The following is a 17,372-nucleotide window of genomic DNA, read 5'->3' as shown; positions in this document are numbered from 1 at the left end:
CGTGTGTTCCCGCCAGCAGCCTTTTTGAGAGCTACAGAGTCGCCTAGGTGAATGACAGAGACAGACACTCGCGTTCCAGTCTCCAGAGATGGGCTTCCCGACGTTGAGTTCTCGATACCGGTGCTCGTCGGCGCGTCAACGGTCGGGGTACTCGTCAATCTGAACGCCCTCATCATCCCCATTCTCGGTATCGTTGGCGGCGGGGTGCTCGCCGGGTTCGTCGCAGCCTACGCGGCGGGTGGTGGGGTTCGCGGCCTTGCACACGGGCTTGTCGTCGGAGCCATCACGGGCTTTGCGGGCGGGCTCGTCGTCATACTGATTGGGAGCCTAATTGGCCTCTACAGCGAGCCTCCATCGGTGTTGCTGAACGCCGTTGGCCCGGTGAGTCCGTGGTACGACCACATGGGTGGGACTGGACACCTGCTCATCTTGCTGACGATACTGGTGTTCATCGCCCTCGAATCGGTGGGTGGTGCGTTCGTCGGCGCCGCGGTGCGGCGGGCGGTAGACCGGGTTCTCGGTCGGTAACGCCCGTTAGTGGTCGCGGATGAGTCCGTACACCAGCCCCATCATGCCGCCGTAGGTCGCCCAGCTGAAGAGCGCAACGGGGTCGAAAACGGGGGTTGCAGTGGAGTGCCCGAGGACGGCGAGCCAGCCGGGTACGAAAAGACTCCAGAACAGAAGACCAACGAGGATGCCGTAGCCCTGCCCGAGCGCGAACAGCGTCGCGCCGAGCGGTGAACGGCTCAACAGTGGGTCGAGGAGTTTTTCGAGGACCGCGTTGCGACGCGAGAGTGCGGTGAAGGTGGTGACGAGGGTGTCAGCCGACCCGGAGACGACCGCGCTGAAGGGAACACCGAATAAAACGCCGTAGCCAAACAGCGCCAGCCAGCCACCGTTCAGTGACGCCATCCCCACGGTCGCGCCAATCTCGCGGATGGCATCCGGATTCCAGAGTTGGAGAAGCAGTCCCCCTTGAAACGCGCCGAAGAGGCCACCGGCAACGGCAGCTTCTACCTGTTCGCCGGTGATATCGACGGCGAACGTGCGAGTCTCTGTCATGGCACGCAGTTCGACCGACCGTGTGAAAAACGTCGTGCAGTCTGCAACCGGGTGTTTATAGGCACCAAGGGTACATGCATGAAAACCGGACAGGTCGAGTAAAATACTAGTTTTTCAATTAATAGTAGAAGTGTAAAGTTTCTATTCCACACAATTTATCATAAAAGCCCGGGTTATCCCGGGGAAACTGTGAGGTGGATTTCTGGCCTTGCACGTGGTATGTGACGACGGGTCACGCTCGGGTTCCCAACACTACGGGATAATCACTCGATGCGTGCCCCGCCACACCCGTCGTCATCCTCAGTGATACCCATGTACAGAAAAGCACTCCTGGCGAAAGGAATGAGCGCATCGTTCGGAACCCTCCTGCTCGTGGGCGTTCTCGTAATGTCCACGGGAACGGCCTACGCCGCGCCGCTCGCAGGCATCGGCGGGTTTACGATTCAAGCAGACGAGATTCGAGCCGATTCAGCCGTTATCTACCCCGGCTCCGACGACACAAGCGAGCAAGGGGCCTACCCCATGGCGGTCGTCGAGCAGAAAGGGGTCGAAATCGACGGGATGAAACTCATCAAAGAACTCAACGTCGATTCGATACCCGGCCTCAGCGGGAACGCGCGCATCGTGATGACTTCCAGTGAGACGGTCGAAGCAGATCAGCAAATCATCAAGGTGAGCAACATCCAAGCCGAGCAGGCGACGTTCAACCACCAGCTTATCGACGAACACGACTCCGACGATCCGACCAGAAAGTTCGACATCAAGTCCGGCTCTGCGACCGAGGACATAGAAGGGCGGACGGTCAGCATCGACAGCGACGGGCCTGCCCAAGTCCTGAAAAACGCCAAGATTAACACCCACTATCTGGCGACCAACACCATCAGCCTGCCCGGGCTGGAACTCGACATCCAGTACGACGCGGACGGCGACGGACAGTACGACGAAACCAGCGGCAACGGAGAATGAGACCCATGGCGTCTGAGCAGACCAACACCACCATGATTCCGGGAATAGCTCCTCTCAGACGGCGACACAACCAGTTTGCCGCGTGGCGAGTGAAGCGACCGTTCCTCGGTGGCGTGTTGCTCCTCCTCGCCGGCCTCATCATCGGCTACGTCCCGCTTCAGTTCGCGGGCGAACTCATCTTCATCGGCGGGACGTTCACCATCATCGGGCTAGTGTTCGCCACGTTCGTTTTCCTTACGGGCGTGGGCGCACTCGCCATGCCGGAACACGCGACCATCTTCGGCGTGGCGGGCGTGGTGCTCTCGATTCTCTCACTCATGGGCGCGCTCGGTGGCCTCCTCATCGGCATGCTCATCGGCATCATCGGCGGGAATCTCTGTGTTGCGTGGAAACGTGAGCGCAAAACAGGCGACGACGCGAGCGCCGGTGAGGCCAGTGCGTAGCGTTCTGGCAGTCGTCGCCGCGTCGCTCGTCGTTGCGAGCGTTGGCGTCGGCTTCCTCGCGACCGACGTGGCGAGCGCGGCCCCCGAAGAAGTCGAGGACCGCGAATCGTTCACCGTCGAAACCGGTGCCATCGACTTAGACGAAAATGGCGGTCTCATCTGCGCAGAGAAACAAGCACCTGACGTGAACAAGGTCACGGTGACGAAGGCGACGATGAAGGACGTGACCATCTACATGAACGCCGGTTCCATCCAGAAGCGAATCGAGATGGAAGAGAGTCGGGTAGACCAGTCGCTCGTCATGTACACCAACGGCGAGAACCAACTGGTGAACACGCTCGCCACGCTGCACGCGTGCATCCCGCTTGACCAAGACTCCCCGACAGTCGTCGAGGCGTACTACCTGTCTGCTGACTCGCTCAACTCACAGAACATGGAGCTGATAGCCGGCCCCGATGCGGCAGCAGACGCCCCCGAACCCGGCGGCTTGGAGCTGCCACCAGACCTCCTCAACAACTCCTCGAACTCGGAAAGCCCCACGCCCGACCTGAACGAGACGACCGACGTGGTGGACGAGACGACGGATGACGCCACCGAGACGGTGGACGACACGACGGAGGACGTGCCAGACGTGGTGAACAACACCACCGACACGGTAAACGAAACGCTCGACAACCCGGTTGATACGGTCGATGAGACCACCGACAACGTCACAGACACCGTGGACGACACCACCGATACCGTGGACGACGTCATCGAGAATCCAACCGAGACGATAGAGGAGGGTGTGGACAACACGACTGGCACGATAGACGATACAGTCAATGATTCGACGGAGACGGTGGACAACACGACCGACACCGTCGGAGACGCGACGGACACAGTAGACAACACCACCGACGACACGACGGATACCGTCGATGAGACGGTAGACGACACAACAGACCTCGTTGACGACACCACCGGCGGGGCGACGAACGATACCTCAGAAACCGTTGATGAGACGGTGGGCGACACGACTGAGACGGTGGATGAGACGGTGAACGAGACCACCGACACGGTGGACGACACGACCGACGAGACCACTGACACGGTTGACGAAACGGTCACTGACACGTCAGGGACGGTTGAAGACACCACCGAAGAGACGACAGAAACAGTCGAAAACACCACCAACACTACCGAGGAGACCGTTGACGACACCGCTGAAACAGTCGAGAGTCCAACCGAAGAAACGAGTACGACGGTCGATGAGACGACAAACACCACCGAGGAAACGGTTGACGATACCGTCGAAACGGTCGATGAGACGACCACCGAAACGACAGACCTCGTCGAGAACACCACCGATACCACGGGGACGGCTCTCGACGACAATACGACGAACACCACCGACAGCGATGGGTCTGATGGGACGTTACTCGACGTCGCCTTGCAGACCGTCGGGCTGGCGTAGGCTCAGTCGGCTGCCGCGTCGCCCGCACCGCCGGTGTGCATGGCGTATTTTCTCGTGATATCCACGAGCGCCTTGCGATACTCGCTCGTATTCGTGTCGCGCGCGAGCGTGCGGAATCGGCGCTTGAACGAATCTAAATTGACGTTCGGTGCGTCTGCGGCCGCGATGGCGGCGAGTTCGTAGAGGCGGTGGTCTGGTTCGATGAGGTCGTGGCGCTCTGCGAGGCCGAGGGCGAACGCGGCGTTTACGGCGGTGATATCCGGGTCTGCGGCCGGGGTGTGGCGGACGGCTCCGGGCCGGTCGATAGGCCGGTTTGCGACGGCGGTTGCGAGGCTGGCTTCTAAGAACGCGAGGAGTTTCGTCGCCGGGTACACGTCGAGGGTGATATCGTCGGCGTAGATGTCCTTCATGTGATTCGCAATCTGATAGCAGTGGGTGAGCTTTCGCTGCTCGACCTGTCGCCCGGTAAACGCGAGGACGAGCGCTTCTGCGGTCGATTGGAGGTGGGAGGGGTGGCCCTGCTCGTAGCGGTACATGTGCGCGTACTCGTGGAGCACGAGCTCGCGGGCCATCGCGCTCGATGCGGCCTGTCTCGAAATGTTGAGCAAGTGGTGTTCGACGTAGTGTGCCGTCCACGTGCGCTCGTCGGGGTTGTCGCGAACCGTGACGATGACTGGCCAGTCGAGGTCGTATTCGGTCTCAAAGAGGTACTGTGCCCCGAGAAACGGGTCTTGGGACACGCCTGCTGGCACACGGACATCCATGTGTATACATACCAAACGACAGGGTGAGAGAAGTATTTTGTGGGGATTGTTGACATACAGAGTGGCAGAGACGGTTTGCGGCGATTTCGAGCGACGTACGCCTCGTTTTCTCGGTTTGGGAGCTGAATAAAGGCAGAGGTGTGGTTTAGAGACAAAACGCCCCCTGAGCGGGTTTGGCGGGGATATTCGGCGGAATTGACGTGTCAGCGCTGGCTCGCACGAAACACTATCCTTTTGAACCTCCTGCCGGAAGGTTAGCCCATATGGGCCGACGAAAGAAGATTGTCCAGGAATGTGAACGCCTGATGGACAAGCCGGAGCACATCCGGAACATGGCCATCGCGGCGCACATCGACCACGGTAAAACAACCCTGACCGACAACCTGCTCGCGGGGGCAGGTATGATCTCCAAGGACCTTGCAGGCCACCAGCTTGCGATGGACACCGAGGAAGACGAGCAGGAACGTGGCATCACCATCGACGCGGCAAACGTGTCGATGACCCACGAATGGGACGGTAAAAACCACCTCATCAACCTCATCGACACGCCCGGCCACGTCGACTTCGGTGGCGACGTGACGCGTGCGATGCGCGCAGTCGACGGTGCGCTCATCGTGGTTGACGCAGTCGAAGGCACGATGCCCCAGACTGAGACGGTTGTCCGCCAGGCACTCCGTGAGGGTGTCAAGCCAGCACTGTTCATCAACAAGGTCGACCGCCTCATCAACGAGCTGCAGGAAGGCCCACAGGAGATGCAACAGCGTCTCCAGAAGGTCATCCGCGAGGTCAACGAACTCATCCGCGGCATGGCAGAGGAGAAATACGAGGAAGACGGCTGGAAGGTCTCCGTCGAGAACGGGACTGTCGCCTTCGGTTCTGCCCTCTACAACTGGGCAGTCAGCCTCCCATCCATGCAGGAAACCGGCATCGACTTCGGGGACATCATCGACTACAACCAGAACGACAACACGGAAGAGCTCAAAGAGCTCTCCCCGCTCTCGGACGTCGTGCTGGACATGGTCGCAGAGCACTTCCCGAACCCAATCGAAGCGCAGCCACGTCGTATCCCGACCGTCTGGCGTGGAGACCCAGAGAGCGAAATCGCGATCCAGATGCGTGACGTCGACGACGACGGCGAAGTCGTCTTCATGGTCACGGACATCGCCATGGACCCACACGCAGGCGAAGTCGCATCCGGTCGCCTGTTCTCCGGGACCATCGAGCGCGGTCAGGAACTCTACGTCTCCGGGACTGCGGGCAAAAACCGCATCCAGTCTGTCGGCCTCTACATGGGTGGCGAGCGCGAGGAAGTCGAGCGCGTCCCTGCGGGTAACATCGCAGCCGTGACCGGCCTTCGCGACGCCATCGCTGGCTCCACCGTCTCCTCCGTGGAGATGACGCCGTTCGAGTCCATCGAGCACATCAGCGAACCCGTCATCACGAAGTCCGTCGAGGCAAAGAGCATGGACGACCTGCCAAAGCTCATCGCGACGCTTCGCCAGGTCTCCAAAGAAGACCCCACCATCCAGATTACGATCAACGAGGACACCGGCGAGCACCTCATCAGTGGGCAGGGTGAACTTCACCTCGAAGTCATCACCCAGCGTATCGAGCGCAACCAGGGAATCCCTGTCACGACTGGTGAGCCTATCGTTGTCTACCGCGAGAAGCCGCGCAAGGCCTCCCAGACGGTCGAAGGCATCTCGCCAAACCGCCACAACCGCTTCTACGTCCGCGTAGAGCCACTCTCGGAAGAGATCGTGGAGCTGCTGAAGCTCGGTGAGGCGACGATGGACATGCCAGAACTCGAACGCCGCGAGGCGCTCATGGAAGCTGGCATGGACAAGGACACGGCCCAGAACGTCGAACACATCTACGGGACGAACATCCTCATCGACGACACGAAGGGTATCCAGCACCTGAACGAGACGATGGAGCTCGTCATCGAAGGTCTCGAAGAGGCCCTCGACGACGGCCCACTCGCAAAGGAGCCAGTCGCAGGCGCACTGTTCCGCCTCGAAGACGCAAAGCTCCACGAGGACGCCATCCACCGTGGTCCAGCACAGGTCATCCCGGCAACCCGCGACGCCATCCACCGCTCGCTCATCGCTGGTGAGATCTCCCTGCTCGAACCAATCCAGAACGTCCGCATCGACGTGCCGACCGAGCACATGGGTGCCGCCTCCGGCGAGATTCAGGGTCGCCGTGGCCGCGTCGACGACATGTACCAGGACGGCGACGTCATGGTTGTCGAAGGCGTTGCCCCAGTGCAGGAGATGATTGGTTTCGCCTCCGACCTCCGCTCCGCGACGGAAGGCCGCGCCTCCTGGAACACGGAGAACGCAGGCTTCCAGGACATGGCTGACAACCTCCAGCCAGAGACCATCCGCGAAATCCGCGAGCGCAAGGGCATGAAACTCGAACTGCCCGAGTCGATCAACTACTTCTAAAGCGCACCTTTTTCATCGTCGGGTTCGTCTGCGGCGAACCCCTCCTTGAAAAACGCGCCCGAAAAAGGCCGAACGCGCCGGAAGGCGCGTTCGGGTGCGGCTCTATCTTTTTTTCAGCAGACCGAGAGCAACGCAGTCAGCTCACCATGTGACAGTGCGGCGAATTTTACCAACGGTTGCATGTTACATCAGGCTTTTATCGTCGCACGAGTGAGTGGAACGCATGATTCAGGCCTTTTGCATCGAACATCGTTCGGTGGCCCGCCCTACGGCGGCTTGCGCCTCGCCGACGCGCGTCGTCGGGTGGTCAGATGAGTGAGCAAGCAACGACCGACGGCGGGCAGTACACACGGGCCTACATCGTCCGACTCGAACTCACCGATGAGCCCGGTGAACTGTTGGCCGCGCTCGAACCAATCGCAAACAACGGGGGGAACCTTCTCTCTATCTTCCACGAGCGCGGGTCGATTACCCCACGCGGGCGCATCCCCGTCGAAGTCGATTTCGAGGCGACCCCAGAGCGCTTCGAGACCATCGTGGGCGCGCTCAGAGAAAATGGTGTGAACGTCACCAAAGCTGGCCCCGAGCGCTACGGCGAGGAGATGAACATCGTGCTCATCGGCCACTTGGTCGAGACGGACCTCTCTGATACGCTCACGCGGCTCGAAGAGTGTACGAGTGCCTCGGTCGCAGATGTGTCGCTAACCGCGCCAAACGGCACTGACGAGGTGTCGTGTGCCCGGATGCGGCTTGCCACCCAACGCGGGAAGGCAGAGCGCGTGCTCGAAACCGTGCGGGGGATTGCAGCAGAAAAGGGCTTAGAGGTCGTTGAACCGCTTCTCGACGGAGGCGACCAATGAAACTCGCCATCCTTGGAGCCGGTGCTGTTGGCCGCTCGGTCGCGGAGTTGGCCGGCGAGTACGGCCACACCGTCACGGCGCTCGCGGACTCACAGAGCGCGGCCATCGACGCGTCTGGCATTGACGTTGCCCACGCACTCGACCGCAAAGAGCGCGGGAAAGCAGTCGGTGCTGAGAGCCCGGAAACCGTCCTCTCTAGCGACTACGACGTGCTCGTCGAGGCGACGCCGACGACGCTCGGCGACGCAGAGCCGGGGTTCAGCCACGTCAGGGCCGCCCTCGAAGCAGACTGCGACGTCGTCCTCGCAAACAAAGGGCCGGTTGCAGAGCGCTACGCCGACGTGCGCGCGCTCGAACGCGAAAGCGAAGGTGAGGTGCTATTCGAAGCAACTGTGGCCGGAGCCATTCCCGCCCTCTCTACTATTGCGGACATGGGGTCGCGCAACATCACCGCCGTTCGCGGCGTGTTGAACGGGACGGCGAACTTCATCCTCACGCGCATGGCCGCGGAAGGCCTCGGGTACGAACACGTCCTCGCAGAGGCCCAAGACCTCGGCGTGGCCGAAGCAGACCCGACCTTCGACGTGGAGGGAACCGACGCCGCGCTCAAGTGCGTCATCCTCGCGAACGTCCTCGCGGAGGGTGCGCGCGAGTACACGCTGGCTGACGCGGAGGTGCGGGGCATCTCCTCGATTCCGCCAAGCGCGCTCGACCTCGCCGCAGAAGACGGTGAGACGATTCGGCTCATCGGCGAGGTGTCGGACGGTTCGGTGCGCGTCGGGCCACGACTCGTGCCCGAACACGGTGCGCTCGCAGTGAGTGGCACGCGGAACATCGTCCAACTGGAGACGAAGCACGCGGGGCGACTCAACATCAGCGGTCGCGGGGCAGGTGGCCCGGAGACGGCCACCGCCGTACTGGCCGACATCGGCCGACTGCGATAGGGTGGCACAACCGTGCCATGGGTTGTCAAAACGCCCGACGGCGGCGGTGTGACGCGAGCAGCGTTCCGAAATTGTTTTAACCGCAACTCCCAAAAGAACCCGATATAGCGCCTCTGTGCGTGAGATACCAATGAGCGAAGACAAACCGCACCAGAACTTGGCCGTCATCGGCCACGTTGACCACGGAAAGAGTACGCTGGTCGGGCGACTCCTCTACGAGACAGGGAGTGTACCCGAGCACGTCATCGAACAGCACCGCGAAGAGGCAGAGTCCAAAGGCAAAGGTGGCTTCGAGTTCGCCTATGTCATGGACAACCTCGCAGAAGAACGCGAACGCGGTGTCACCATCGACATCGCCCACCAGGAGTTCGACACGGATGAATTCTACTTCACCATCGTCGACTGTCCTGGTCACCGCGACTTCGTGAAGAACATGATCACGGGCGCGTCCCAGGCAGACAACGCCGTCCTCGTCGTCGCCGCAGACGACGGTGTTGCGCCACAGACCCGTGAGCACGTGTTCCTCGCCCGTACGCTCGGCATCAACGAGCTCATCGTCGCCATCAACAAGATGGACGTCGTCAACTACGACGAAGACGAGTACAAGGCAGTTGTCAAAGAAGTCAAGAACCTCCTCAAGCAGGTTCGCTTCAACACGGAAGACGCGAGTTTCATCCCGATTTCCGCATTCGAGGGTGACAACATCTCCGAAGAATCCGACAACACGCCATGGTACGACGGTGAAACCCTGCTCGAAGCACTCAACTCGCTTCCAGCACCACAGCCACCGACGGACGCACCACTGCGTCTCCCAATCCAGGACGTGTACACCATCTCCGGCATCGGTACGGTCCCAGTCGGCCGTGTCGAGACCGGCACCCTCGACGTCGGCGCGAACGTTTCGTTCCAGCCGTCCGACGTTTCCGGTGAGGTCAAAACGATCGAGATGCACCACCAGGAAGTCCCACAGGCAGAACCAGGCGACAACGTCGGGTTCAACGTCCGTGGCATTGGCAAAGACGACATCCGCCGCGGTGACGTCTGTGGTCCAGCAGAGGACCCACCAAAGGTCGCAGAGACCTTCCAGGCTCAGATTGTCGTGATGCAGCACCCATCCGTCATCACCGCCGGTTACACGCCAGTCTTCCACGCCCACACGGCACAGGTCGCGTGTACCATCGAGTCCATCGACCAGAAACTCGACCCAGCCAGTGGTGAGGTCGCAGAGGAGAACCCGGACTTCATCAAGAACGGCGACGCAGCAGTCGTCACCGTTCGCCCACAGAAGCCACTCAGCATCGAGCCGTCCTCCGAGATTCCGGAGCTCGGTTCCTTCGCAGTCCGCGACATGGGTCAGACCATCGCGGCCGGCAAGGTCCTCTCCGTCAACGAACGGTAAACCACAATGCAACAAGCACGCGTCCGGCTCGCGGGCACCAGCCCCGTGGACCTCGACAAAATCTGCAGCGACGTCCGCGAAATCGCGGAGAAGACCGGTGTCAACCTGAGCGGTCCGGTGCCGCTCCCAACGAAAACGCTGGAAATCCCCACCCGCAAGTCCCCTGACGGCGAAGGGACGGCAACGTGGGAGCACTGGGAAATGCGCGTCCACAAGCGGCTGATCGACCTGGACGCCGACGAGCGTGCACTCCGTCAGCTGATGCGCATTCAGGTTCCCAACGACGTCAGCATCGAGATCGTCCTCGAAGACTGACCCGGCGCATCCGCGCCTTTTTCGAACACGCACAGGGGAACCAGAATCCCGACCCCCTCCGGGGTTGTGAGCGTGTCACTCGCACGGACGAGAAAACGAAGCTTCAAATAACGACACCGGCTACCTCAAATCGCGTTCGGGCTTGTAGATCAGCGGCAGATCGCTTCCTTCGCAAGGAAGAGGCCCCGGGTTCAAATCCCGGCAAGTCCATATTTCTTCGCGACGCCAAATCGACGAGCGCAGCGAGTCGCTGGCGTCGCGTAAGTACTACATGACGCAGCCGGGATTTGAAGCCCTGGAAGACGCAGCATCCGAACGTAGTGAGGATGACCGTCTTCCTTCGGGTTCAAATCTCGAAGCGACAGAGTCGCTTCGAAGTTCATACCTCCGAAGGAGGTGTTCACTCCCGGCAAGTCCACTTCTTCACTTCACTACGTTTCGTTCAGTCGTGGACTTGCCGTACCTCGCAAACGCTTCGCGTTTGCTCACTCCCGGCAAGTCCATACATTTTGACGACGCAACACGGCAAGCGAAGCGAGTCGATGGGTTGAGACAAACGCACGTCATCCCTCAACCATCTCAACTAACTCAGGGTGGAACGCGACGTAGTGCAACGTCCAGCAATCGGAGCGTTGAGTGCCAACTTCGTGGCCGTTTTCGCAGACGACGTTCGGGCCGTCGAGGCCGTCAAGTCCACAACAGCCAGCAGTTCGGCTGTGGTTGTTGGACATGACTGTTCCCGGCGCACTCTGGATGTTGACGATGAAATTACCAACGTCGTACTCGCGAGGATTCGTTGTCTCGGTGGCGACGAAATAGACGCCTTCGGGGAGGTATGCTGTGCCAGCGGTTTCGTCAAACGAAGCGGTATCACGGTCGAAGAGACGAGCGGTGTCAGTGAGAGTTTCGACGGCGGTTGTAAGTCTCGAACCGCACGACGCACACACGAACCGAGTCATTAGTGTTCGTTCAATGAACTGAGATAAAGTGGTTACGGAGGGCGTGATTTGGGCGTAGATCGGTGTAACAACCCGTCAACGACGAGCTATCACAGAAATAACCAGTTAAACGTGATAATTCATGAATTATTATCTCCTCATCGGGCGAATCAGCATGAGTAGGTGAATTACAGTGGCAACTTCAGAAACTTCGATGCGTGAAACGGGCGGGATGACGATGAGCAGAATCAAGCTGGGCGCGTTCTACCTCGCGGTACTCATCACACTGGGCATGTTCGTGCTGTTTACGGGCGAGCTGTTCATGCTCCTCGGGCTTGGCTTCGGCCTCGGCCAGGAACTCGGTATCCACCAACTCCACGTCATGGGCATTGCTATCGTCGTGTTCTTCGGGGCACTGACGATGCTCGTTCAGTTGTACAAGCCAGTGACGCGCGTCGCGGCGTTCCAAGCGGGTGCAGTGATGATCGGTATCGCTACGCTCATCCTCGCGCTCACGGGCAACGCCTCGCTGAGTGAGGTACTCCCGTTCTTCGTCGCGTTCGTCGTGGTCGGGCTGCTCCACCCCGCGGGCAGGAAGCTCCTCACGGTCGGGAAGAAGTACAGCCCAGCACTACTCGGGTTGACAATCGTGGCGGCCATCCCGCTGCTCGCGTTCGTTATCAATCAGCTCGGACTCCAAACTGGAGCGGGTGACGAGCACGCGCTCATGGGCCACTACGCCATGATGGCGACGCTGTCGCTCACCATCGTCATCGCCGGCCTCCTCGTTGCGTTCGAGTCGATTGGCTTCCGCCTGCTCGCCTGGCTCCTCGGGGTGCTGACAGCATACTTCGGCCTCCTCTCGGTGGTGCTCCCGATTCAGGCGTCGAACGTTGGCGTCCTCTGGGGTGGGCTCACCATCGTCTGGGCAATCGTGTTCGTCGCCGTTGCGGAGATGAGCGCCCGCGAAAACGCCTCGTCGTACTTCAGCCGCGAACTGCGCGAGCGCGACGACCTGATGCCCGGGAAGCCGGCCGGATAAAACCAGCCGTTTGTTCAAAAAATAGCATCTTTTTCCAGACAATCGAACCATTATTATCCCCTCACCGGCCGTCCGTACGCCTACTGAGCGATAATAATGACAGTTACAGAATCGGCAGTCGACCAATCCACCACAACCACGATGCAGCGTGCGAAGCGCGTGGCGTTCTACCTCGTCGTTATCGCAACGATTGGCATATTCGTATTAACCGTCGGTGAGTTGTTGGTGTTCCTCGTCCTTGGTTTCACGATGGGTGCGGAACTCGGCATCCACCAGTTCCACCTCATCGCGCTCGCAAGCCTCGTTGCGTTCATTACGCTCGGCGTCCTCGTCCAGCTCTACAAGCCCGAAACGAGAGTCGCCGCATACCAAGCAACGTTCCTCGCGATGGCGTCCCTGACTGTCCTTCAGGTCATGATGGGCGACCTTGGCGTTGTGGTGTTTTTCATCCCAATCGTACTGATTGGACTCCTGCACCCGGCAGGTCGCAGACTATTCACCGTCGGTGAACGATACAGCCCTGCGCTACTCGTGCTCACCGTCGCAGCGGCTGTTCCGCTGTTGGCCTACGCTGGAAACCAGTTCCAACTCCAAGCCACTGGTGACGAACACGCCTTGTTCGGCCACTACATGCCAATGGTAGCCATCGCGCTCGCCATAATCGCAGCAGGCCTGCTCGTCGCGTTCGAGTCGATTGGCTTCCGCCTGCTCGCCTGGCTGGCGGGGCTGTTCGCCGCGTACATAGGTTTCGCTTCGATCGTCCTTCCGACGCTCGCGTCAAGCGCGGGGACACTCTGGGGTGCGCTGGCCGTTGTCTGGGCCATCGCCTTCGTCGTGGCGACTGAACTGAGCGCCCGCGAAGACGCCTCGCCGTACTTCAGCCGCGAACTGCGCGAGCGCGACGACCTGATGCCCGGGAAGCCAGCCTGAACGCTGTACATAGTTCCGTCTTTTTTACACGCACAAACGCGCAGAGATACAACACAAGCAATTAACAAGTATGCCCGTTAATGGCTAGTCGAACGATACACGCATGTTACCCGCCGAGCGAAAGCGAAAAATCGTCGAACTGGTCACCGCGCACGATGGCTGTGCCGTCGACGAACTCGCAACGAACCTTGAGTTTTCGAAGGCAACGATTCGGCGTGACCTCCGCGAGCTCGAGGAGGAGGGACTCATCGAGCGGTCACACGGCGGTGCGGTTCCGGTGACCGCCGTCGGGCGCGAACAGAGCTACGGCCAGCGCGACGTCCAGCGGTTAGAGGAAAAGGCGGCCATCGCGGAGGTTGCGACGGGTCAGATTCACCCCGGACAGGTCGTGTTTTTCGACGCCGGGACGACGACGATGCAGGTCGCAAAGCGCGCGCCGAAAGATGGCTCGTTTCTCGCGGTGACGAACTCGCCGTTGCTCGCCATGGAACTCATGAGCGACGAAAACGAGGTGAAACTCACCGGCGGGACGCTCCGGCGGCGAACCCGCGCGCTTGTCGGCCCGAGTGCGACGGGCTTCATGGAACGCATGAACTTCGACCTGCTGTTTCTCGGGACGAACGCTATCGACAAATCGGGCGGCCTGAGCACGCCAAACGAGGACGAAGCGCTCGTCAAAGAGGTCATGATAGCGCGCGCAGAGCGCGTCGTGCTCGTCGCAGACGGGTCGAAACTCGGCAAGCGCAGTTTCATCGAGTTCGCCACGCTCGCGGACATTGACGTGTTCATCACCAACCAGTCGCTCAGTGCAGTACACCAAGAAGCGTTCGACGCGGCAAACGTAGACGTTCTTCAGACACAATGATACTGACCGTCACCCTGAATCCCGCAGTTGACCACACGCTCACGCTCGACCAACCCCTCCGCCACGGCGAAGTGGCGCGAACAAACGACGCCCAGTACGACGCCGGTGGCAAGGGCATCAACGTCTCGAAATACCTCGGCGAATGCGGCGTCAAGACCTGTGCGACCGGTCTCGTCGGCGGCTTTCTCGGCCAGTTCATCGAGACGCGACTCGAAGAGACCGGCGTCTCAACAGACTTCGTCGAGATTGCGGGACTCACACGGCTGAATACGACCCTGCACGCGCCAGACGGCGAGTTCAAGGTGAACCAAGACGGCCCGCACGTCGGTGTGGCTGCCATAGAGCAAATCATCGACACCGCACAGCAACACGACCCTGAAACGGTCGTTATCGCGGGCAGCCTGCCGCAGGGACTCGATGCGAGCGCGATAGATCGCATCGCGCAAGCGGGCGCGTGGGAGACCGTCGTGGACGTCGGCGGGGACCTGCTCACCGAGCTGTCTGCGGAGTACGCGCTCTGTAAACCGAACCGAGAAGAACTCACTGCGGCGACTGGGGTGGAGACGGAGTCGCTCGAAGACTGCGTCGCGGCGGCGAAAGCCCTGCGCGAACAGGGCTACGAGCGCGTGGCGGCATCGCTCGGTGACGACGGCGCGCTGCTCGTCACCCCAGAACGCGTGTTCCACGCGGCCGCACTTGACGTGGACGTCGTAGACACCGTCGGCGCGGGCGATGCGTTCCTCGCGGGCATGCTGTCGGCGTTCGCGCGCGGGGTGGGAGACGAAGCAGCGCTCAAAGAGGGAGTCGCCATCGCGTCAGAAGTGGTCACTACCCCCGGCACGCAGGTTCCAGTGTTGTCAAACGTGCAACGCAACGCAGGCCGCGTGACTGTTTCTGCACGACAGTAAGAGCCGAGTAAGCGGCTTTCTTCCGTGCATTATTTTATCAAAAGGGAGAACCAGTCAATAAATTCCATTATCGAATGTACATAAATAATCATATTCGAAACATCTTTTGAACACAGTCTCTAGCGTTCGAGCAGACCATGTCATCTAGCGATTCAGTAGAAACGGCGCTCCGAACACACCTCACTTCTGTGAAGGAAGACCTGATGACCGGGGTCTCGTTCATGATTCCGTTCGTCACGATTGGTGGTATTTTCCTCGCCCTCGGGTTCGCCGTTGGCGACACACAGACTGTGTTCGACAACACGGGTTCACTCGGTTGGTTCCTCGCCCAGATTGGCGTGGCCGGGCTGACCCTGATGGTTCCGGTGCTCGGTGCCTACATCGCGTACGCAATCGCAGACCGCCCCGCACTCGCCCCCGGGTTTGTGCTCTCATATCTGCTCCAGCAGGGCACGGTCGTCACCGAGGCAGGCAAGTTCATCGGCTTAGACGCCGGTGGCCTCGGTGCTGGCTACCTCGGCGCGCTCGTGGCCGGACTGCTCACCGGCTATGTGGCACGCTTCTTCAAGAACCTGAACGTCCCGAAAGAGATTGCTCCGATGATGCCGGTGCTCATCATCCCCGTCCTCACGACGGCGGTACTCGCCCCGGTCGTCCTCTTCGGCATCGGTGCACCCGTCGCCATCGCAAACCAGTCGCTCACCGCGTTCCTCAAGAGCTTACAGGGCGGGCAAGCGCTCCTCATCGGTCTCATCCTCGGCGGGATGATGGCCTTCGACATGGGTGGGCCCGTCAACAAGGTGGCCTACCTGTTCTCGGTCGGTCTCATCAGTGAGGGCGTGTACGCCCCGATGGCCGCCGTCATGATCGCTGGCATGACGCCGCCGCTCGGCATGGCGATTTCGAACTTCATCGCCCCACAGAGGTACGCCACCGAGATGAAAGAGAACGCGAAAAACGGCGTCCTGATGGGCCTGTCGTTCATCACCGAAGGCGCGATTCCCTACGCTGCCGCAGACCCACTTCGGGTGATTCCCGCCCTCGTCGCCGGGAGCGCCGTCGCCGGTGGTGCCTCGATGTCCCTCGGCGTGACGATGCCCGCCCCACACGGCGGCATCTTCGTCGTCCCGCTCTCGAACCAACCCCTGCTGTTCATCGGCTGTGTCCTGCTTGGCTCGCTCGTGACCGCGGGCATGGCAACCGGCCTCAAGGCAACTGTTGGCGAGTCTGCCACAGGAACTACATCACAGTCGTCCGATTGAGCACACACAGAACGCGTCTACCTTTTCATCAACAATGCACTCAGAAACCATTGACACCCTGCTTCCGGAGACGCACATCTCGCTTTCCGGAGCCCCGACAGAGAAGCGCGCATGCATCGAATACCTCCTCGACCTCGCGGTCTCCGGCGGCCGCGTAACCGACCGCGATGCAGCCCTCACAGCCCTCCTCGAACGCGAAGAACAGACGACGACCGGCGTCGGCATGGGCATCGGCATCCCCCACGCGAAAACCGACGCCGTAGACGAGCCTCTCGTCGCCTTTACCCGCTCTGAGGCGGGCATCGACTTCGGCGCGATGGACGACGAACCGGCCCACCTCATCTTCATGATTCTCGTCCCGGCCGAGGGCAGCGACGACCACCTCCAGATTCTGAGTTCGCTCTCCCGGGCGCTCATGCACGAGGACGTTCGCCAGTCGCTGTATGACGCAGAGACAGAGGCGACCGTCCGCGAGACGCTCAAGGAGGCGGTGGCGTAATGGAGCGCACCGTCACCGTCGTCCCCGAAGACGGCCTCCACGCCCGCCCCGCCGCGAACTTCGTCGAGGCCGCGGGAGAGTACGACTCGGAGATTACGATTGCCCCCGCAGACGGCGATGCGGTCAACGCCCAGAGCATGCTCGCGGTGACGAGCCTCGGCGTTGCCTCCGGCGACGACGTGGTGCTCACCGCCGAGGGCGCGGACGCAGAAGCCGCCCTCGACGCGCTCGAAGCAATCCTTACAACCCCCGAAGACAGTGCCTGAACA

The 17,372-nt window shown here is 60.7% G+C and carries 19 protein-coding genes and 1 tRNA gene; 17 read left to right on the top strand and 3 right to left on the bottom strand.

The window, feature by feature from the left end; all coding sequences use genetic code 11:
* The first annotated feature begins 51 nt into the window (after positions 1–51).
* Positions 52–528 carry a hypothetical protein gene (locus V5N12_RS04460; RefSeq protein ID WP_332897952.1) on the top strand — a complete coding sequence of 159 codons (477 nt, stop codon included), beginning with the start codon at positions 52–54 and terminating at the stop codon, positions 526–528.
* Between the two features lie 6 nt (positions 529–534).
* Here the strand turns inward: V5N12_RS04460 and V5N12_RS04455 are convergent, their stop codons facing one another.
* Positions 535–1,062 carry a hypothetical protein gene (locus V5N12_RS04455; RefSeq protein ID WP_332897951.1) on the bottom strand — a complete coding sequence of 176 codons (528 nt, stop codon included), beginning with the start codon at positions 1,060–1,062 and terminating at the stop codon, positions 535–537.
* A 342-nt stretch (positions 1,063–1,404) separates the two neighbouring features.
* Here V5N12_RS04455 and V5N12_RS04450 point away from each other — a divergent pair, with 342 nt between their 5' ends.
* Genes V5N12_RS04450 through V5N12_RS04440 form a run of 3 tightly spaced genes read left to right on the top strand, consistent with a single transcriptional unit; the run spans position 1,405 to position 3,927 of the window.
* Positions 1,405–2,028 carry a DUF6230 family protein gene (locus V5N12_RS04450; RefSeq protein WP_332897950.1) on the top strand — a complete coding sequence of 208 codons (624 nt, stop codon included), beginning with the start codon at positions 1,405–1,407 and terminating at the stop codon, positions 2,026–2,028.
* A 5-nt stretch (positions 2,029–2,033) separates the two neighbouring features.
* The gene (locus V5N12_RS04445) at positions 2,034–2,471 is read left to right on the top strand and encodes a DUF6114 domain-containing protein (RefSeq protein WP_332897949.1); all 438 of its coding nucleotides are present in this window, start codon (positions 2,034–2,036) and stop codon (positions 2,469–2,471) included.
* Positions 2,464–3,927: a hypothetical protein gene (locus V5N12_RS04440; protein ID WP_332897948.1), complete on the top strand. Its 1,464-nt coding sequence runs from the start codon at positions 2,464–2,466 to the stop codon at positions 3,925–3,927. Before V5N12_RS04445 ends, V5N12_RS04440 begins: the two co-directional genes overlap by 8 nt.
* 2 nt (positions 3,928–3,929) lie before the next feature.
* Here the strand turns inward: V5N12_RS04440 and V5N12_RS04435 are convergent, their stop codons facing one another.
* Complete coding sequence (locus V5N12_RS04435) at positions 3,930–4,691, bottom strand: DUF5781 family protein (protein WP_332897947.1); 762 nt, start codon at positions 4,689–4,691, stop codon at positions 3,930–3,932.
* 263 nt (positions 4,692–4,954) lie between these two features.
* Between V5N12_RS04435 and V5N12_RS04430 the strand changes: the two genes are divergently transcribed.
* The 6 genes from V5N12_RS04430 (at position 4,955) to V5N12_RS04405 (ending at position 10,869) form a co-directional block, all read left to right on the top strand.
* On the top strand, positions 4,955–7,141 hold the full coding sequence (locus V5N12_RS04430) for an elongation factor EF-2 (RefSeq protein ID WP_332897946.1): 2,187 nt from the start codon (positions 4,955–4,957) through the stop codon (positions 7,139–7,141).
* Positions 7,142–7,452: 311 nt separating this feature from the next.
* The gene (locus tag V5N12_RS04425; RefSeq protein ID WP_332897945.1) at positions 7,453–8,001 is read left to right on the top strand and encodes an amino acid-binding protein; all 549 of its coding nucleotides are present in this window, start codon (positions 7,453–7,455) and stop codon (positions 7,999–8,001) included.
* Positions 7,998–8,945: a homoserine dehydrogenase gene (locus V5N12_RS04420; protein ID WP_332897944.1), complete on the top strand. Its 948-nt coding sequence runs from the start codon at positions 7,998–8,000 to the stop codon at positions 8,943–8,945. The genes V5N12_RS04425 and V5N12_RS04420 overlap by 4 nt, the downstream gene beginning before the upstream one ends.
* 130 nt (positions 8,946–9,075) lie before the next feature.
* Positions 9,076–10,344 (top strand): translation elongation factor EF-1 subunit alpha, encoded by a 1,269-nt coding sequence (gene tuf, locus V5N12_RS04415; protein WP_332897943.1) that lies wholly within the window; start codon positions 9,076–9,078, stop codon positions 10,342–10,344.
* Between the two features lie 6 nt (positions 10,345–10,350).
* Positions 10,351–10,659: a 30S ribosomal protein S10 gene (gene rpsJ, locus V5N12_RS04410; protein WP_332897942.1), complete on the top strand. Its 309-nt coding sequence runs from the start codon at positions 10,351–10,353 to the stop codon at positions 10,657–10,659.
* A 138-nt stretch (positions 10,660–10,797) separates the two neighbouring features.
* Positions 10,798–10,869 (top strand) — tRNA-Ala (locus V5N12_RS04405).
* Positions 10,870–11,222: 353 nt separating this feature from the next.
* On the opposite strand, the gene V5N12_RS04400 is transcribed toward V5N12_RS04405, so the two are convergent.
* Positions 11,223–11,618, bottom strand: a complete 396-nt coding sequence (locus V5N12_RS04400; protein ID WP_332897941.1) for a hypothetical protein — start codon at positions 11,616–11,618, stop codon at positions 11,223–11,225.
* A gap of 193 nt (positions 11,619–11,811) precedes the next feature.
* Between V5N12_RS04400 and V5N12_RS04395 the strand changes: the two genes are divergently transcribed.
* The 7 genes from V5N12_RS04395 (at position 11,812) to V5N12_RS04365 (ending at position 17,369) form a co-directional block, all read left to right on the top strand.
* Positions 11,812–12,639 carry a hypothetical protein gene (locus V5N12_RS04395; protein ID WP_332897940.1) on the top strand — a complete coding sequence of 276 codons (828 nt, stop codon included), beginning with the start codon at positions 11,812–11,814 and terminating at the stop codon, positions 12,637–12,639.
* A 96-nt stretch (positions 12,640–12,735) separates the two neighbouring features.
* Positions 12,736–13,569, top strand: a complete 834-nt coding sequence (locus tag V5N12_RS04390; protein WP_332897939.1) for a hypothetical protein — start codon at positions 12,736–12,738, stop codon at positions 13,567–13,569.
* Positions 13,570–13,672: 103 nt separating this feature from the next.
* Positions 13,673–14,434 carry an HTH-type transcriptional regulator GlpR gene (glpR, locus tag V5N12_RS04385; protein WP_332897938.1) on the top strand — a complete coding sequence of 254 codons (762 nt, stop codon included), beginning with the start codon at positions 13,673–13,675 and terminating at the stop codon, positions 14,432–14,434.
* On the top strand, positions 14,431–15,342 hold the full coding sequence (gene pfkB / locus V5N12_RS04380; protein ID WP_332897937.1) for a 1-phosphofructokinase: 912 nt from the start codon (positions 14,431–14,433) through the stop codon (positions 15,340–15,342). The genes glpR and pfkB overlap by 4 nt, the downstream gene beginning before the upstream one ends.
* 137 nt (positions 15,343–15,479) lie before the next feature.
* Complete coding sequence (locus V5N12_RS04375) at positions 15,480–16,604, top strand: PTS fructose transporter subunit IIC (protein ID WP_332897936.1); 1,125 nt, start codon at positions 15,480–15,482, stop codon at positions 16,602–16,604.
* Positions 16,605–16,638: 34 nt separating this feature from the next.
* Positions 16,639–17,103, top strand: a complete 465-nt coding sequence (locus V5N12_RS04370) for a PTS sugar transporter subunit IIA (RefSeq protein WP_332897935.1) — start codon at positions 16,639–16,641, stop codon at positions 17,101–17,103.
* Positions 17,103–17,369, top strand: a complete 267-nt coding sequence (locus V5N12_RS04365; protein ID WP_332897934.1) for an HPr family phosphocarrier protein — start codon at positions 17,103–17,105, stop codon at positions 17,367–17,369. Before V5N12_RS04370 ends, V5N12_RS04365 begins: the two co-directional genes overlap by 1 nt.
* Positions 17,370–17,372: the final 3 nt, after the last annotated feature.

The organism is Haladaptatus sp. CMSO5 (genome assembly GCF_036689885.1).
Taxonomy (GTDB): domain Archaea; phylum Halobacteriota; class Halobacteria; order Halobacteriales; family Halococcaceae; genus QDMS2.
This window is presented reverse-complemented; position numbering and strand designations above follow the sequence as displayed.

Bases quoted from the DNA above. Each gene is read 5' to 3' on its own strand.
- V5N12_RS04460 (WP_332897952.1), top strand. From the start codon at position 52: ATGACAGAGACAGACACTCGCGTTCCAGTCTCCAGAGATGGGCTTCCC.
- V5N12_RS04455 (WP_332897951.1), bottom strand. From the start codon at position 1,062: ATGACAGAGACTCGCACGTTCGCCGTCGATATCACCGGCGAACAGGTA.
- V5N12_RS04450 (WP_332897950.1), top strand. From the start codon at position 1,405: ATGAGCGCATCGTTCGGAACCCTCCTGCTCGTGGGCGTTCTCGTAATG.
- V5N12_RS04445 (WP_332897949.1), top strand. From the start codon at position 2,034: ATGGCGTCTGAGCAGACCAACACCACCATGATTCCGGGAATAGCTCCT.
- V5N12_RS04435 (WP_332897947.1), bottom strand. From the start codon at position 4,691: ATGGATGTCCGTGTGCCAGCAGGCGTGTCCCAAGACCCGTTTCTCGGG.
- V5N12_RS04430 (WP_332897946.1), top strand. From the start codon at position 4,955: ATGGGCCGACGAAAGAAGATTGTCCAGGAATGTGAACGCCTGATGGAC.
- V5N12_RS04425 (WP_332897945.1), top strand. From the start codon at position 7,453: ATGAGTGAGCAAGCAACGACCGACGGCGGGCAGTACACACGGGCCTAC.
- V5N12_RS04420 (WP_332897944.1), top strand. From the start codon at position 7,998: ATGAAACTCGCCATCCTTGGAGCCGGTGCTGTTGGCCGCTCGGTCGCG.
- tuf (WP_332897943.1), top strand. From the start codon at position 9,076: ATGAGCGAAGACAAACCGCACCAGAACTTGGCCGTCATCGGCCACGTT.
- rpsJ (WP_332897942.1), top strand. From the start codon at position 10,351: ATGCAACAAGCACGCGTCCGGCTCGCGGGCACCAGCCCCGTGGACCTC.
- V5N12_RS04400 (WP_332897941.1), bottom strand. From the start codon at position 11,618: ATGACTCGGTTCGTGTGTGCGTCGTGCGGTTCGAGACTTACAACCGCC.
- V5N12_RS04395 (WP_332897940.1), top strand. From the start codon at position 11,812: ATGCGTGAAACGGGCGGGATGACGATGAGCAGAATCAAGCTGGGCGCG.
- V5N12_RS04390 (WP_332897939.1), top strand. From the start codon at position 12,736: ATGACAGTTACAGAATCGGCAGTCGACCAATCCACCACAACCACGATG.
- glpR (WP_332897938.1), top strand. From the start codon at position 13,673: ATGTTACCCGCCGAGCGAAAGCGAAAAATCGTCGAACTGGTCACCGCG.
- pfkB (WP_332897937.1), top strand. From the start codon at position 14,431: ATGATACTGACCGTCACCCTGAATCCCGCAGTTGACCACACGCTCACG.
- V5N12_RS04375 (WP_332897936.1), top strand. From the start codon at position 15,480: ATGTCATCTAGCGATTCAGTAGAAACGGCGCTCCGAACACACCTCACT.
- V5N12_RS04370 (WP_332897935.1), top strand. From the start codon at position 16,639: ATGCACTCAGAAACCATTGACACCCTGCTTCCGGAGACGCACATCTCG.
- V5N12_RS04365 (WP_332897934.1), top strand. From the start codon at position 17,103: ATGGAGCGCACCGTCACCGTCGTCCCCGAAGACGGCCTCCACGCCCGC.